The organism is Streptomyces tremellae, assembly GCF_039540215.1.
Lineage (GTDB): Bacteria > Actinomycetota > Actinomycetes > Streptomycetales > Streptomycetaceae > Streptomyces > Streptomyces tremellae.
Window position 1 is genome coordinate 47,411 of sequence record NZ_BAABEP010000041.1, and the last position, 15,275, is coordinate 62,685.

A 15,275-nucleotide genomic window follows, 5' to 3' on the forward strand; every position below is an offset into this window, starting at 1 on the left:
GATGCTGTTCCTCTCGGGGAGCCTTCTGCGGCCCCGGCTGCGGTCAGACCGCGCGCAGCACGGCCACGCAGTTCTGGCCGCCGAAGCCGAACGCGTTGACCGCCGCGGCACGCACGTCGGTCTGGCGGGCGGTGTGCGGCACGTAGTCGAGGTCGCACTCCTCGCCGGGGGTGTCCAGGTTGATCGTGGGTGGCACCACGCCGTCCCTGATCGCGAGCGCGCACACCATCGCGGAGAGCGCGCCCGCGGCCCCGATGAGGTGGCCCACCATGGACTTGGGCGAGCTGACGGTCAGATCGTACGCATGCGACCCGTACACCTCGCGAATCGCCCGCGTCTCGGTGAGGTCGTTGATCCGGGTGCTGGTGCCGTGCGCGCAGATGTAGTCGATGTCGCCCGCGTCCGTGCCGGAGGCGCGCAGCGCGCCGCGCATGGCCTCCATGGCCCCCTCGCCGCTCGGGTCGGGTGCGGAGACGTGGAACGCGTCCGAGGTCAGGGCCCCGCCCGCGACCTCCGCGTAGGCGCGGGCGCCGCGCGCCCTGGCGTGCTCCGCCGACTCCAGCACGCACACCACGGCGCCCTCGCCGAAGACGAAGCCGTCACGGTCCGCGTCGAAGGGACGGCTCGCGTGGGTCGGGTCGTCGTTGCGGCGCGACAGCGCGCCCATGGTGGACAGGCCGCTGAACATCACCGGGGTGATCGCCGAGTCCGTGCCGCCCGCGATCACCACGTCGGCCTCGCCCGACAGGATCAGCCTGCGCGCCTCGACCAGTGCGTACACGCCGGAGGCGCAGGCCAGCGCGCTCGCCGTGACCGGGCCCTTGATGCCGAGGTCGATGGCGACCTCGCAGGCCGGCATGTTGGGGATGACCGACGAGACGAAGTACGGGTTCACCTTGCGCGGATCGCTGTGCATGGTGTCCACGGCGTTCTCCACACCGTCCATGCCCGCGACCGCGTTGTTCACGACCACACCGACGCGGCCCGGCTCGACGCCGTCCTCGCCGATGGTGAGGCCGGCGTCCTGCGCGGCCTCGCGGGCCGCGGCGATCGCCAGCTGGGAGAAGCGTGCCGAGCGGCGCTCCCGCTTGCGGTCGAGCAGCTCGGACGGGTCGAAGCCGGTGACCTCGCCCGCGATGCTCGTCGGCATGCCCGTCGCGTTGAACCGCGTGATGGGTCCGATACCCGACTTGCCCGCGAGGAGCGCCTGCCAGGTGCTCTCCCGGTCGTTGCCGACGGGGGTGAGGGCGCCGAAGCCCGTCACCACCACTTGCTGATTGCTCACTGCGCTCCTCCTGCTCGGCTCCGGAGTGCCAGGCATGGGCCTGCCAAACCTTGAACCTCATTCCGGCCGTTGTCGATAAAAGTTCCGGACACCGCGCGATATGCCCGCCTGGTACGCGCCTTATGTCCCACACGCCCCCGCTGTCGCGTTGGTGCACGCCTCGTTTGCCGGTTCCATCCCGTTTCGGCCTGTCGGTGTGACGGCGGCCGTTGCCGAACCGGTACCGTCCGGCCCCGCCCGCACGGCGCCGGGGGCGGCGGCCTCGGCGGGCGCAGCAGCCTTGCCCGAGGTCCTGGCCACCAGCCGGTGCGCGGCCCGCAGCCCCTCGGCGGTGGCGCGCACCGCGTTCAGCCGGTCGGCGCCCGTCACCCCGCCCGCCGCCTCGAACGGCACACCGGCCCGCAGCAGCGCGTGCCGGGCGTCCCGCTCGGGCTCCTGGCCCGCGGCGAGCACCACATGGTCGGCCCGCACCAGCCGGTGCCCGCCCTCGGCGTCCCTGACCACCACGCCTTCGCGGGTGATCTCCTCGTACTCCACACCGACCAGCGTCTCCACGCCCGCAGCGCGCAGTTCGGCCATGGCGACCCAGCGGGTGCTCGGGCCGATGCCCGCGCCGACCCGGCCGCCGCGCCGCATCACCGTCACCGCGCGGGCCGGCCGCGCGGGCGCGGCGGACGGCGAGCCGCCCGTCACCGCGTGCGCCGCGAGGAACTCCTCCGGCGTCGACGTGGCCGCGCGGCCCGCCGTCAGCAGGTGCGCGAGGTCCACGGCGATACCGCCGCCGCCGATCACCGCCACCCGCTCGCCCAGCGCGTCCGGGTCGGCGAACGCCTGTGCGTAGTCGATCACATGGGGCAGGGCGAGCCCCGGCAGCGCCGGCCGCACCGGCAGCACACCGGAGGCGAGCACCACCCCTTCGAAGGCCGCGAGCAGCGCCGCGTCCTTGTGGCCGATACGGTGATTGAGGTGCAACACGGCGCCGTGCTCTGCGAGTTCGGCCACATGGTGCCGCACGGTCTGGGCGAAGTCGCGCTTGCCGGGCACCTGCCCGGCGAGCCGGAACTGGCCGCCGGGCTCGGCCCCCGCCTCGAAGACCTCGACCTCGTGGCCGAGCGCCAGCAGGGTGCGGGCCGCCTGGAGTCCCGCGATGCCCGCGCCGACGACGGCGTACCTGCGCCGCGCCGAGGCGCCGGGGGCGGCCGTGGCCGCGAACTCCGCCTCGTACCCGGCCCGCGGATTGACCAGGCACGACACCCGCTCGGTGCCGAACGACCTGTCGATGCACGCCTCGTTGCAGGCGATGCACAGGTCCACCGCCTCCGCACGGCCCGCGCGCGACGTGGCCACGATCGCCGGATCCGCGAGGAACGGCCTGGCCATCGCGACGTAGTCCACCTCGCCGCCGGCCAGCACCTCGTCGGCCTGCGAGAGCCGGTTGAAGCGGTTGGAGGCGATCACCGGCACCGCGCCGTGGCCCGCGCCGCGCAGCGCGCGCTTCACGTCCTTCGCGAACACCGCCCAGGTGCCCTCGGGCACCTGCGCCTGCACGGTCGGCACCGGCGACTCGTGCCAGCCGACGCCCACCGCGAGCGCGTCGGCGCCCGCCTCGGCGAGCGCCACCGCGAGCGCCGCGGTGTCCTGCGGCGGTGTGCCGTCCTCCACCAGGTCCGCGCCCGACATCCGGAACAGCACGGGGAAGCCGGGCACCGCGGCGCGCACGGCCCGCATCACCTCGACGGGGAAGCGGCGGCGCCGCTCGGCGTCCCCGCCCCACGCGTCCTCGCGCCTGTTGGTCAGCGGCGCGGTGAACTGGTTGATCAGATACCCCTCGGAACCCATCACCTCGACGGCGTCGAAGCCGAGTTCACGGGCGGCCTCGGCGCCCCGCGCGAAGTCCGCGACGGTCTCGGCGATGTCGTCCGCCGACATCTCCCGCGGCGTCGTACGGGAGAACCTGCTGTACACGGCCGACGGCGCGAACGGGGCGCCGCCGTCCGTGCCCGCCACGCCGGGCAGCGCGTACCGCCCGGCGTGGAACAGCTGGAGCGCGATCAGTCCGCCCGCCGCGTGCACCGCGTCCGCGGCGCGGCGCAGCGCCGCGCGGTGGGAGGGATCGCCGACCATGCCGTACCCGGGACCGCCGGCCCCCGCGGGGGAGACCGCCGTGCCGCCGGTGACGATCAGCGCGGCGCCGCCGCCCGCACGCTCGGCGTAGAACGCGGCGAGCGCGGCCCCGCCGTCCTCCAGGGCCTCCAGATTGAGGTGCATGGCACCCATGACGATGCGGTGCGGCAACGTCAGGCCGCCGATGGCACCTGACCGGAAGACATGGTCGAACACGTGCAGTCCCTCTCCGATTCAGTGCGTCCCCGAGGTCAGGATTCCCGCGTGGGACGCGGCGGCAGCTGAAGCTCGGGGCCCGCGTCCGCGAAGAACGGCGGCGCGACCACACTGAGACCGCCGTCGACCACCAGGGTCTGCCCCGTGATGTAGCCGGAGCCCTCGCCCAGCAGGAAGTTGATCGTGTCGGCGACCTCCTGCACGGTGCCGGGCCGGTGCGCCGGGATGCGGTCGAGCACGCCCTGCATGTCCGGCATGCCCTTGACGTTGTAGAAGTACTCCAGCGAGTCCGAGTCGATCAGACCGCCGTTGACCGCGTTCACGTTGATGCCGTACGGCGCGAACTCCACCGCCATGTACCGCACCCACGCCTCGATCGCGGCCTTCATCGCGCCGAGCGTCGCGTACGTCGGGTACGCGCGGATCGAGCCGTACGAGGACAGCGCGACGATCCTGCCGCCCTTGTCCATCAGCTTCACGGCCTCCTGCGCGCCCAGCACGAAGGGCCGCAGGTTCATCGCGTACGACCGGTCCAGGTGGTGCGGGCCGACGTTCACGATGTTCTTGAACGCGCTCGCGGCGGCGTTCGACACGAAGTGGTCCAGGCGCCCGCAGCGCCGCGCCACCTCGTCGAACAGCGCCTGCACGCCCTCGGTGGTCTCGACGTCGGCCTGGACGGCGAAGCCGTGGCCCCCGGCCTCCTCGATGTCGGCGACCGTCTTCTCCGCGAGGTCCGCGTTCTTCTTGTAGTTGACGGCGATCGTGCCGCCCTCACGGGCCAGGGTCAGCGCCAGGGCGCGGCCGATGCCGCGCGAGGCGCCCGTGATCAGCGAGACCCGCTCGGTCTTCCTGGCGTCCTGCGTGCCGCTCATCGGGCGGTCTCCTTCTCGCTCGTACCGGCAGCCTTCGCGCGCTGGAGCAGCTCGCGGAAGACGACCGCCTTCTGCACCTCGTTGGTGCCCTCCTCGAAGCGCTGCGCCCGGGCGTCCCGGTACACGCGCTCGATCTTCTGCGACTTCCAGTAGCCGAGGCCGCCGTGCACCTGGAGGGCCTTGTCGGTGACGTTCGTCAGCATCGTCACGGCGTGCATCTTCGCCATCGAGGACTGCATCGACGCGTCGTCCGCGCCCTCCTCGAAGCGGCGGGCCGCGTGCAGCACCAGCTGCTTGGCGGCCTCGATGTCGGCCTGGTTCTCGGCGAGCATGAACTGGATGGCCTGGCGCTGGGTCAGCGACTTGCCGAACGTCACACGGCCCGCCGCGTACTGGACGGCCAGCTGCTGCGCGCGCTCGGCGAGCCCCACGCAGCTCATCGCGACGGAGATGCGCGAGGGGGTGAGGAAGCCGCCGAGGAAGACCTCGAGGCCCTCGCCCTCCGCGCCGAGCCGGTGATCGACCGGGACCGGGGTGCGGTCGAAGACCAGCGACGCGTGGTCGGTGCCGGTGACGCCCATCGTGTTGGAGGTGTCCTCGACGGTGACACCCGCGGCCTCGCGCGGCACCAGCAGCGCGACGGTGCCCTCGTGGCCCGTGCTGCCCTCGACGCGCGCGGCCAGCAGGTAGTAGTCACACCGCACGCCGAACGTGATCAGGTGCTTGCGGCCCGACAGGTAGTACGTGTCGCCCTCGCGCACCACGGAGGTGGTGATGTCCGCGCCGGTGCCGTTGCCCGGCTCGGTGAGCGTGAACGCGATCTTGATCTCGCCCGTGACGGACGGGATCACGAAGCGCTTGCGCTGGTCGTCGTTCGCGTGGCCGTCCATGGACCGCCAGATGCCGTTGACCACGTGCACGATCATGCGTACGGAGCCGTGCGAGCGGGAGAAGATCTCCATCAGCTCCATCCAGCGCGCGAAGCCGAGGCCCTGGCCGCCGTACTCCTTGGGCGCGGCCACGCGCAGGAACCCGAGCTCGTTCAGCTCGGTCCACAGCTCCTCGGGGACCTCCCCGGTCTCCTCGATGCGCTCGGCCCAGCGCTCGCCGGGCCCCTCCACCCACTCCTCCACCTGGGCCTTGAGCTGGTGGAACCGCTGGTCGTCGGTCATCTGCTGAATCTGCCTTCCGTCATTCCCGAGAGGGTGCCAGGCCGGACGTCGGCCGGGCACCGCGCCCATCCCGCGCGGGAGCCGCCCGTGCGGCGGCCGTGTCCCCACGGCCGCCGCACGCGGCGCGCTCCCGGCGCCAGAGGGCATTGTCTACAGCGCGTCGTGCGGACGCAGACCGCGGGCCTGCGCACGCAGCTCGAACTTCTGCACCTTGCCGATCGGGTTGCGCGGCAGCGCGTCGACCGGTTCGAGGCGCTCGGGCCAGTACTGCTTGGCCACCTGGTGCTCGTCGAGGTAGCGCTGCATCTCCCCGAACTCCAGGGTCGCACCGTCCCTGAACACCACGAAGGCGCAGGCGCGCTCGCCGAGCCGCTCGTCGGGCATGGCCACGATCGCCACGTCCTCGACGGCGGGGTGGCCGAACAGCAGCTGCTCCACCTCGGCGACCGGGATCTTCTCCCCGCCGCGGTTGACGACGTCCTTGACCCGGCCGGTGATGCGCAGGAACCCGGAGGCGTCGATCGTCGCCAGGTCGCCCGTGCGGTACCAGCCGTCCTCGGTGAAGACCTCGGCCGTCAGGTCGGGCCTGTCCAGGTATCCGCTGAACACGGTCGGGGAGTGCAGCTCGAAGTTGCCCTCCTCGCCCGCGGGCAGCACCCGTCCCGCGTCGTCGGTGATGCGCAGCTCGATGCCGTCGAGCGCGCGGCCGTCGGAGCCCCAGCGCTCGCCCGGCTCGTCGCCCGGCGCGGAGAGCGCGCCGAGGCACGTCTCCGTGGTGCCGAACGCGCCGCACACGTCGGCGCCGAGCAGCCGGCCCGCGCGCTCCGCGAGGCCGCGCGGCACCTGGGCGCCCGTGGCCACGAAGATCCGCAGGTTGCGGGGCGTCTCGCCGCTCTCCTCGACCGCCTTGACCAGGTCGGAGAGGAACGGCGTGGCCGCCTGCACGAAGGTCGCGCCGTGCTGGTTGAGCGACTGGAGGGCGCGCCCCGCGTCCCAGTCCGACTGCACGATCTGCGGCACGCCGAGCACCGTCGCGAGCACCATGCCGTACAGGAACCCGGTCTGGTGGGCGAGCGGCGACGGCACCCAGATCGCGTCCCGCGCGCCGAGGCCGAGGTGCTTGATCTCCATGGAGGCGGCGCGCACCAGGTTGCCGGTGGGCTGGGTGACGCCCTTCGGCTCGCCCGTGGTGCCGGAGGTGAACAGCAGCTGCGCCGTCATGTCCGGGGTGGGCACGACCGCGTCGAGCGCCGCCCGGTCCACCTCGGTGGCGGCGAGCGCCGCGTCGAAGTCCCGTACGGTCAGGCCGGTCGTGCCCGCGTCGGGCAGCACGGCGGGGCCGCCCGTGGCCGACAGCACCAGCACGTGCTCGACCGCGGCGCGGTCCTCGTCGGACAGCCCGATCACCTCGTCCGCCGGGCGGCGGGCGCGGTACTCGTCGGCGACGACGAGGACCCGGGCCTTGGAGCGGCGCAGGACGAAGCCGACCTCGCGCTCGCGGAAGAACGGGATGACCGGGCAGCACACCGCGCCGACGCGCAGCGCGGCGAGCGAGAGCACCACGAACTCGACCCGGTTGGGCAGCTGGTAGGCGACGTTCTCGCCCGGCTTCACCCCGAGGTCGAGCAGCAGCGCAGCGGTGCGCTCCACGCGCTCGGCCAGCTCGCCCCAGGTGACGATCTCGTCGTGGTCGGAGCGCACGTCCACCACGGCGGTGTCGTGGGGCCTGGCCTCCGCCCGCCGCCGCAGCCACTCGGGCAGCGTGACCCCGGCCGCGAGCTCCGGCTTGGCGACCTCGCGCTCCAGGCGGCGCGGCTTCGCCTTGCCGACCGCGCCCGCGCCCTCCTCCACCGACATCGGCACGCCGAGGGTGTTCATCGCGTCGAGGAAGGTCGGATACGAGATCCGGTACGCGTTCGGATAGGTGAGCGTGGAGTGGCCGCTCGCCCGCGAGGAGGCGATGGCGAGGGACATCAGCACGCGGTGGTCGTTGAACGACGAGAGCTTGGCGCCGACGAGACCGCCCACGCCGCGCACCCGCAACGTGTCGCTGGTCAGTTCGAGCTCGCCGCCCATGGCGTTGAGCTGGAGCATCGCGGCGGCGCGGTCCGACTCCTTGAGGCGCGTGTGGGCGATGTTGCGGAACACCGACTCGCCGTACGCGAAGGTGCCGAGCGTGGAGAGGATCGGCAGCATGTCCGGCACGTCGCGGCAGTCGATGTCGACGCCCTTGAGCATCGGGCGGTCCTGCTGGATGCGGACGCCGCCCGCCGACTCGTCCACCTCCATCGGCACGCCCATGGCGCGTGCGATGTCGAGGAAGTGGAACTCGGGGTGGTCGGCCGGCCCGCCCTCCAGCGAGGTGATACCGCGCAGCAGCACGTCGGACGGGTGCAGCGCGGCGGCGGCGACGCCGAACGCGGCGGAACCGATGTCGGGCGGCAGCGTCAGCTCGACCGGGTGGGCCTCCTGGTTCGGCTCGATGTCGAACCTGCGCCAGTCGTCGGAGACGGTGACCTCAAGGCCGAACTGCCGCATCATCGCGACCGTCAGCTCCAGGTACGTACGCTCGTTCAGCTCGCCCTGCACCTCGATGGTGGTGTGCCCGGTGGCGAACGGCGCGAGCAGGATGAGCCCTGAGATCCACTGCGAGAGGGTGCCCGCGATGGTGACGTGGCCGCCGGCCGGCCGGCGGCCCGTCACCTGGATCGGCGGGCAGTCGTCCGCCGACTCCACGCCCACACCCATCTGTTCGAGGGCGCGCAGCAGCGGGCCGACCGGACGCCGCCTGAAGTACTTCTGCCCGGTGACCGCCACGTCGCGGTCGGAGAGCGAGGCGAGTCCGATCATGAAGTACAGCGTCGTGCCTGAGCTGCCTGCGGACACGGCCGCCCGGCGCGGCTTGTAGCGCCCGCCGAGGCCGTGCACGACGAAGGTGTCACCGTCGCGTGTGATCTTCACACCGAGGCCGCGCAGCAGCTGCACGGTGTACTCGACGTGCCGGGCGTCGGAGAGCCCGTGCACACGGCTCTCGCCGTCGGCGAGCGAGGCGAGGATCAGCGCGCGGTGCGCGTGGTACTTGGAGTTGGGGACGAGGACCTCACCGGTGAGCGGGTGCTTGATCCCTTTGACGAGAAGGTGCATGGGGGCTTGCTACTCCCTGGCCTGGCGGGCACACCGGGCCGCGGTCTGCTGGGCGGGGGCGGCGCCGTCGTCGCGGCGCGAAGGCGCCTGGACACCACGGACGCGGCCCCGGCCGCTGAGGCCGTGGCTCGGTGACGGAGCCGTCCGTGGGACGGCAGTGGTCACGTGATGGAAGCTGGGGCGGGCAGGCATGCGACATCGCCGGTCGGACCGCGGTGCGGTCCTTGCGGGGAACGACGGCCGGCCTGCGGGCATGGACGCGGGCACGGGACCGACCGTATCGCGAAGTGGCGCGAGCGCTGGGGGAGCGCCCACGGGGGTCAGTCACTCCGCGCGGATCGCGGCATCCGATGACGCGTGGAACAGATCGGACGGCTGTCATGGCGTGGAGCCCACGCGGCGGGGCCCTCCGGTCGTGGCAGGAGCCGAGGTGCGCTCGTGCGGCCCGGAACCGGGTGCACGGGGGAGAGCGTCCGGACGACGAGCCCGCGCGGAACCACGCCGCGACGGCGGTGGTCCAGCTGGAAGTGCTCGGTCATATGAGCTTTATATCAATGCCCGGCGCATGCATGCAGCTCGCCCCTTACGAGTGAGACGACCCGCACATGGTGACCGTTCCCGTGACCGGCCCGGAGTGTGCGTCATGTGGCGGACGCCACTGCCGCGGTGGGGCACGTCTCATCCCCCGGACGGTACGGCGGCGCGGGACCCGTCCCCAGCCGGCCCCCGCGGATCAGCCGGTGGAGTGCCCCAGCAGACCCTGGACCGCCGGGAGCATCAGGGTCCTGCTCTTGACCCTGGCGGTCGCGCGGTTGCCGAGCACCAGGGCGTCCCTGCCGAGCACGGGCAGCAGCGTGGTGCCGCCCTCGGGACCGAACGGCACCGAGAACACCCGGACCGGCGCGGGCCGGTAGGCGCGCGCGCCGCTGCTGTGCCGCACGCCCCGCAGCCGGCTGCGGATGTTGTGCGCGGCGGCTTCGCCCTGCGCGAGCGCGCTCGGGCTGAGCTTCGCCTCCGACACGTCGTTGACGTCGCCGATCGCGAACACGTCCCGTTGGCCGAGCACTCTCAGATGCGTGTCCACCCGGACGTGGCCGGTGGCGTCGAGCCAGTCGCCGTGGCCCGCGAGGCGCAGCCACAGCGTGTTCGGGGTGGTCCCGGTGGTCCAGAACACCACGTCGGCACCGAGCGGGCTGCCCGCCTGGTCGCGCAGCCTGCTGCCGGTGCCGCCCGCCGAGGAGACCAGGGTGTTGAGCAGCACGCGCACGTCGTGCGCCTCCAGCCAGGCGCGGGCCCTGCGCCCCATCCGCCCGGTGCCGAGCCGCGAGAGCAGATGGCTCCCCGAGTGCGCGAGCGTGACCGTCGCGTCGGGGTTGGCCCGGCGCAGCTCCGCGCTGAGCTCCACCCCGGAGGGGCCGCCGCCGATCACCAGCATCGAGCGGGCGCCCGCCGCCCGCCGCTGGTGCCCGTGGAAGGCGGAGGCGGCCTCGGCCACGGTGCCGCCGGTGAACCGCGCGGGCTCCTGGTAGTCGGCGCCGGTCGCCAGCACCACCACGTCGTACGGGACGACGCCGCCGGAGGCGAGGAGCACCTGCCGCTCCGCCGTCCTGATGCCGACGGCCTTGTCGCGCAGCACCCGCCCCCGCGCCAACAGCCCGTCGTACGGTATGAACGGCGCGTACGTCCAGGTGTCGTCGGAGCTCGCGCGCAGTGACGCGACCCGGTGGAAGAACGCCTCCTTGAGGTCGATCAGCGTGACGTCCGCGTCCGTGTCGAGGTCGCGCGCCAGGCGTACGCCCGCGTAGCCGCCGCCGATGATGACCACCCGGCGTGCGGTCGTGGTCGTGGTCGTGGCCATGTGCAGCCCACTTCTTTCCACTTGTGTACTTGATGGCTTTACTTGTTCAACGTGCAACCGGAGGGGGCGGGTTCATCTTCCGGCGCGGGCGGGTTTTTCCGTGCCGGGCGCGGCGAGGCCTGCGTCGTCCACCACGCCGGGTCGTCCACCATGCCGAGCCCGGTGCCCAGTTCGGCGCGCAGCCGTTCGACGGGTCCGCCGCGGCCTCAGCCCGGCAGATCGGCGAGCGCTGTCTCGGGCCCCGCCGCCCCGGCCGGCCGCCCCGGCCGGCCGGGGCCCTTCGCCGACCCACACGCGGTGCCCCGCCGGGCCCCCGGCCCCGCGTCACCTGGCCCTTTCGGCCCGCGCGGTGACGGCCCCTCTGCTGTCCGTGTGGCGGGGCGCGACCGCGCGGCGCAGGGGGACGGCCCGCGGCCGGGTCCCGGCGTAGGGTGCCAGGCGGCGGACGGCGGCAGGCCCCGGCCACGGCCGGCCGCGCACGGCGCCGCAACCCGCCCGAGACCCTGTCCGACTGTGCACGAGAGGTCCTCCACATGCACCAGCGCAGACCGAGAGGGTCCGTCCTCGCGGCCCTCACCAGCGGTGTACTCGCCGCGGGGTGTCTCACCTTCCTGCCCGCCGCTGCCGCCGCGCCGGGCCCCGCCTCCGCGGCCCGCCAGGCGGAGTTCGCCGCCGCCGCGGCCGAGTACCACGTGCCCGCCCCCGTCCTGCTCGCGGTGGCGTACCAGGAGTCCCGATGGGACGCGCACCAGGGGCAGTTCAACACCGGCGGCGGCTACGGCCCGATGAACCTCACCGACGTCACCCCGGCGATGGCAGGCGCAGGCGGCGCGGGCGCCGCGGGCCGCGGCGACCTCGGGGCGTTCACCGCTGACCCCGCCCTGCACACGCTGACCGCCGCCGCCCGCCTCACCGGCGCTCCCGCCGCCGCGCTGCGCACCGACACCCGCGCCAACATCCGCGGCGGCGCCGCGCTCCTCGCCTCGTACGAGAAGGCGCTGACGGGCGGCACCCCGGCGGACCCCGCACAGTGGTACGGCGCGGTCGCCCGCTACAGCCAGGCCTCCGACCGCGCGACCGCCGGCGCCTTCGCCGCGCGGGTGTACGGCACGCTGCGCCGCGGCGCAGGCCGCACCGCCGACGGGGGCCAGCGCGTCGCCCTCGCCGGGCAGCCCGCGCTGCGGCCCGCGGCCTCCCAGCTCACCAGGGCCTACCCGAAGCCGCCCGCGCCGGGCGCTCCGGCGGCGCAGGCGACCGAGTGCCCCGACACGGTCGCCTGCCGGTTCATCGCCGCCGCGCCCTCCAACGGCCAGGTCGCGGACCGCCCCGACGACTCCATGGCCATCAGGTACATCGTCATCCACGACACCGAGACCTCCTACCAGGACGCCGTCGACCTGTTCCAGAAGGCGGGCGGCGACTCCGCGCACTACGTGATGAAGGCGTCCGACGGCTCCGTCACCCAGATGGTCCCGACGAAGGACATCGCCTTCCACGCGGGCAACTACTGGTTCAACATGCACTCGATCGGCATCGAGCACGAGGGCTTCGCCGCCCAGGGCGCCACCTGGTACACCCAGGCGCAGTACGAGGAGACCGCCGACCTCGTCACCTACCTCGCCGCGAAGTACAACATCCCCCTCGACCGCGAGCACATCATCGGCCACGACAACGTGCCCGCGCCGGGCGACGGCACCGTCGCCGGCATGCACTGGGACCCGGGCCCCTACTGGGACTGGAACCGCTTCATGGCCCTGCTCGGCCACCCGGCCCCCGGCAAGCACGGCGTGGGCCCCGCGGGCACCGCGGTCACCATCACGCCGTCCTTCGCCGACAACGTCCAGACCTCCACCGTCTGCCCCGCGGACGACCCGTCGGGCGCCACCGAGAAGTGCCACGACAGCAGCGCGCCGGCCAACTTCCTCTACGTGCGCACCGCGCCCAAGGCCGACGCGCCGCTCGTCGCCGACCCGTACCTGCACACGGACGGCGCCGGCACCACGGGCATCGCCGACTGGGGCGGCACGGTCTCCGCGGGCCAGCAGTACGTGGTCGCGGGCGCCAGCGGCGACTGGACGGCGATCTGGTACGCGGGCCGCAAGGGCTGGATCCACAACCCCGGCGCCCGCAACACCAGCCGCGCACCCGGCGCGCTGGTCGTCACCCCCTCGGGCAGCGGCGCGGCGGGCGTCTACGGCGCCGCCTACCCCGACACGTCCGAGTACCCCTCGGACCTCTCACCGTCCACCATGGCGCCCCTCGGCAAGTACAGCGTCCCCAAGGGCCAGGCGTACGTGGCCACCCGGCCGCCCACCGGCACGGACGACTACTTCGCCACCAGCGGCACGGTCGTCACCGGCGCCCGCACCTTCTACACGGTCCAGTACAACCACCGCGTCGGGCTGCTCGACGCGGCGGCCGTGCACGCCGCACCCAGCAAGTAGCAAGTAGCAAGCAGCACCACGCCCCGCCCCGCCCCGCCGCGCACCGGGCGGGGCGGGGGCGCGGACGCGCGGGGGAGGGGACCGGCCGCGGCGGCGCGCGGCCGGCTCACTCCCACGGCAGCGTCCGCCACGGGCTCTCCTGGTCGGCCGTCAGCACCCGGTGCGGCTCCAGCACGGCCGCGTACGCGGGCCCGAACTCCTCAGCGCCGACCCCGAGCACCCGCCCCAGCGCGTACCCGGCGGAGAAGTCCGCCCAGGAGGTGTGCCGCGCCCCGGCGAGCGCGCCCGCCCGCAGGATCGCGTCCCGCGCCTCCTGCCCGCCGCACAGCCGCGCGCCGAGACCCCGCCGCGCGAACGCGACGGCCCGCCCGTAGTCGTACGCCGCCGTGCTGCGCACCCACCCGTCGGGCGGCAGCATCCCGTCGGCCCTGAACCTCGCCTCGTACCGCACGATCCTGCCGATCACCCCCTGCACCGCGAGGAGCGAAGCCTCCGGTACGCGCCGGGCGCCGAGAACCGCCGCGCAGGCGTCGCGCCACACGTCGAGCGGCACGCGCTCCCCCTCGGCGCCCGCGAGCCGCCGCCGCACGCCCAGCGCGAACTCCGGGCCCGCGGGGCCGCTCCGCGTCGTGAGCAGGGCGTCCATCCGGGAGCGCCACTGCGCGGGCGTCGCGGTGGCCCACGACGCGCGCAGCACCCGCGCGTCCAGCGCGTAGTCGTCGTACACGTCGCCGATCTCGTTCCACAGCACGCCGTCGCGCACCGCGAGCAGCGCACCGCAGCCGAGGGCCTGCGCGAGCAGCCCCGCCGTCGGGCCGCCGTACTTCGTCAGCAGGACCGCCCGTCGGCCGCCCACCCCCTCGGCGGCCCGCAGCCAGTGCCGCCGGTGGCGGTGGCGGGCCGGGAAGGTGCGCTCCGAGGGCGTCCCCGGATTGACGCACAGCCCGAAACGACCGTCGGGCCACAGCTCCGCGAGCGCCCGCAGGGACGTGCGCTGCACCACCGCGTGCGCGCGCCGCGGCAGCCGCGCCCCCGCCGTGCGCACGGCCACGCACCACGCGCCCCTGCGGTCCCTGCACGTGCCCCAGCGCACCGAACCCCCGGCGTCCGCCTGCTCCTTCGGCACGTAGAGGAAGAGGTCGCACCCAGCGAGCAGGCGCAGGTACGCGTCCCGGTCGTCCGCCCCGAGCATGGCCCGCAGCGCCCGCTCGATCCGTGTCGGCGGTTGCCACGGCCGCGCGAACGAGCGCACCCCCGCGCCCCGTGTACTGTCCACCGGCCGACCCTACCCAGTGAGCGCACGCCGTCCACGGCGCACCCGGCGGAACCGTGCACGGCCCCGGCACGTATTCCCTGGTGTGCCGCACAGAGAGCGCCGTACAGCGAGGGGCGACCATGGCCGAGTTGACACCCGGAGGAAACCAGCAGCTGCCGGACGGCGCGCTCACCCTGCGCGTCACCGGACCCTACGACGTGTCCGCCCTGGTCACGGGCGACGAGCGCACGGTGGAGAGCGACGCCGACTTCGTCTTCTTCAACCAGCCGTCCGCGCCCGGCGTCGAGGTGTCCCCCGGCGCCGCCGCGGACACGGTCCGCATCGACCCGCGGAAGCTGCGGCCCGGGGCGAGCCGCGTCACGCTCGCGCTGAGCCCCGCGGAACCCGGCGTCCCCCTCGGCGGCCTGCCCGCGCCGGTGCTCACCGTCCTCGGCCCCGGCGAGCCCCCGCCGACCGTCGCCACCTTCCACCCGCCGCCCGCGGCCACCGAGACGGTCCTGCTGCTCGCCGAGGTCTACCGGCGCGGCACCGGCTGGAAGATCCGCGCCCTCGGCCAGGGGTACGCGGAGGGCCTCGCGGGCCTCGCCCGCGACTTCGGCGTCGACGTCGAGGAGGACGAGGACGGTGCAGGGGGCGAAGGGGCCGGCACCGGCGCGGGTACGCCCGAGCGCGCGGACGGCGGCATACCGGCCCCGCCGCGGCGCCCGCCCGCGTACGTCCCGACGCTGACCGACCTGCGCGTGCCGCCACCCGCCGCCGGCCCCGAGGAGTACGCGGCCCTCGCCCCCGCCGCGCGCGACGCGGCACAGGCGCCGCCCGTCGCCCTCGACCTCATGGACGACGCGCGCCCCGCGCTGGTCCTCGACGAGGCCGCGCTCGCCGCC

At 74.1% G+C, this 15,275-nt stretch carries 9 protein-coding genes; 2 read left to right on the top strand and 7 right to left on the bottom strand.

The window, feature by feature from the left end; translation table 11 throughout:
- Positions 1-43: 43 nt before the first annotated feature.
- The 6 genes from fabF to ABEA77_RS24010 all read right to left on the bottom strand — a co-directional run bounded on the left by fabF (position 44) and on the right by ABEA77_RS24010 (position 10,671).
- Positions 44-1,285: a beta-ketoacyl-ACP synthase II gene (gene fabF, locus ABEA77_RS23985; RefSeq protein WP_425588375.1), complete on the bottom strand. Its 1,242-nt coding sequence runs from the start codon at positions 1,283-1,285 to the stop codon at positions 44-46.
- Between the two features lie 120 nt (positions 1,286-1,405).
- Positions 1,406-3,625 carry an oxidoreductase gene (locus ABEA77_RS23990; protein ID WP_345651293.1) on the bottom strand — a complete coding sequence of 740 codons (2,220 nt, stop codon included), beginning with the start codon at positions 3,623-3,625 and terminating at the stop codon, positions 1,406-1,408.
- A 35-nt stretch (positions 3,626-3,660) separates the two neighbouring features.
- The gene (gene chcA, locus ABEA77_RS23995; RefSeq protein ID WP_345651296.1) at positions 3,661-4,497 is read right to left on the bottom strand and encodes a 1-cyclohexenylcarbonyl-CoA reductase; all 837 of its coding nucleotides are present in this window, start codon (positions 4,495-4,497) and stop codon (positions 3,661-3,663) included.
- Positions 4,494-5,669: an acyl-CoA dehydrogenase family protein gene (locus ABEA77_RS24000; RefSeq protein WP_345651299.1), complete on the bottom strand. Its 1,176-nt coding sequence runs from the start codon at positions 5,667-5,669 to the stop codon at positions 4,494-4,496. Before ABEA77_RS24000 ends, chcA begins: the two co-directional genes overlap by 4 nt.
- Positions 5,670-5,819: 150 nt before the next feature.
- Positions 5,820-8,813, bottom strand: coding sequence for a 3-phosphoshikimate 1-carboxyvinyltransferase (gene aroA, locus ABEA77_RS24005; RefSeq protein WP_345651302.1), 2,994 nt, complete (start codon positions 8,811-8,813; stop codon positions 5,820-5,822).
- A gap of 733 nt (positions 8,814-9,546) precedes the next feature.
- On the bottom strand, positions 9,547-10,671 hold the full coding sequence (locus ABEA77_RS24010) for an NAD(P)/FAD-dependent oxidoreductase (protein WP_345651305.1): 1,125 nt from the start codon (positions 10,669-10,671) through the stop codon (positions 9,547-9,549).
- 533 nt (positions 10,672-11,204) lie between these two features.
- Here ABEA77_RS24010 and ABEA77_RS24015 point away from each other — a divergent pair.
- Entirely contained in the window at positions 11,205-13,115 is a 1,911-nt protein-coding gene (locus ABEA77_RS24015) for an N-acetylmuramoyl-L-alanine amidase (protein WP_345651308.1), read from the top strand.
- Positions 13,116-13,221: 106 nt separating this feature from the next.
- Here ABEA77_RS24015 and ABEA77_RS24020 read toward each other — a convergent pair whose 3' ends face one another.
- On the bottom strand, positions 13,222-14,391 hold the full coding sequence (locus ABEA77_RS24020; protein WP_345651311.1) for a DUF1266 domain-containing protein: 1,170 nt from the start codon (positions 14,389-14,391) through the stop codon (positions 13,222-13,224).
- Between the two features lie 119 nt (positions 14,392-14,510).
- On the opposite strand from ABEA77_RS24020, the gene ABEA77_RS24025 reads away from it, so the two are divergent.
- Positions 14,511-15,275: TerD family protein (locus ABEA77_RS24025; RefSeq protein WP_345651313.1), on the top strand; the 765-nt coding region annotated here is incomplete at its 3' end.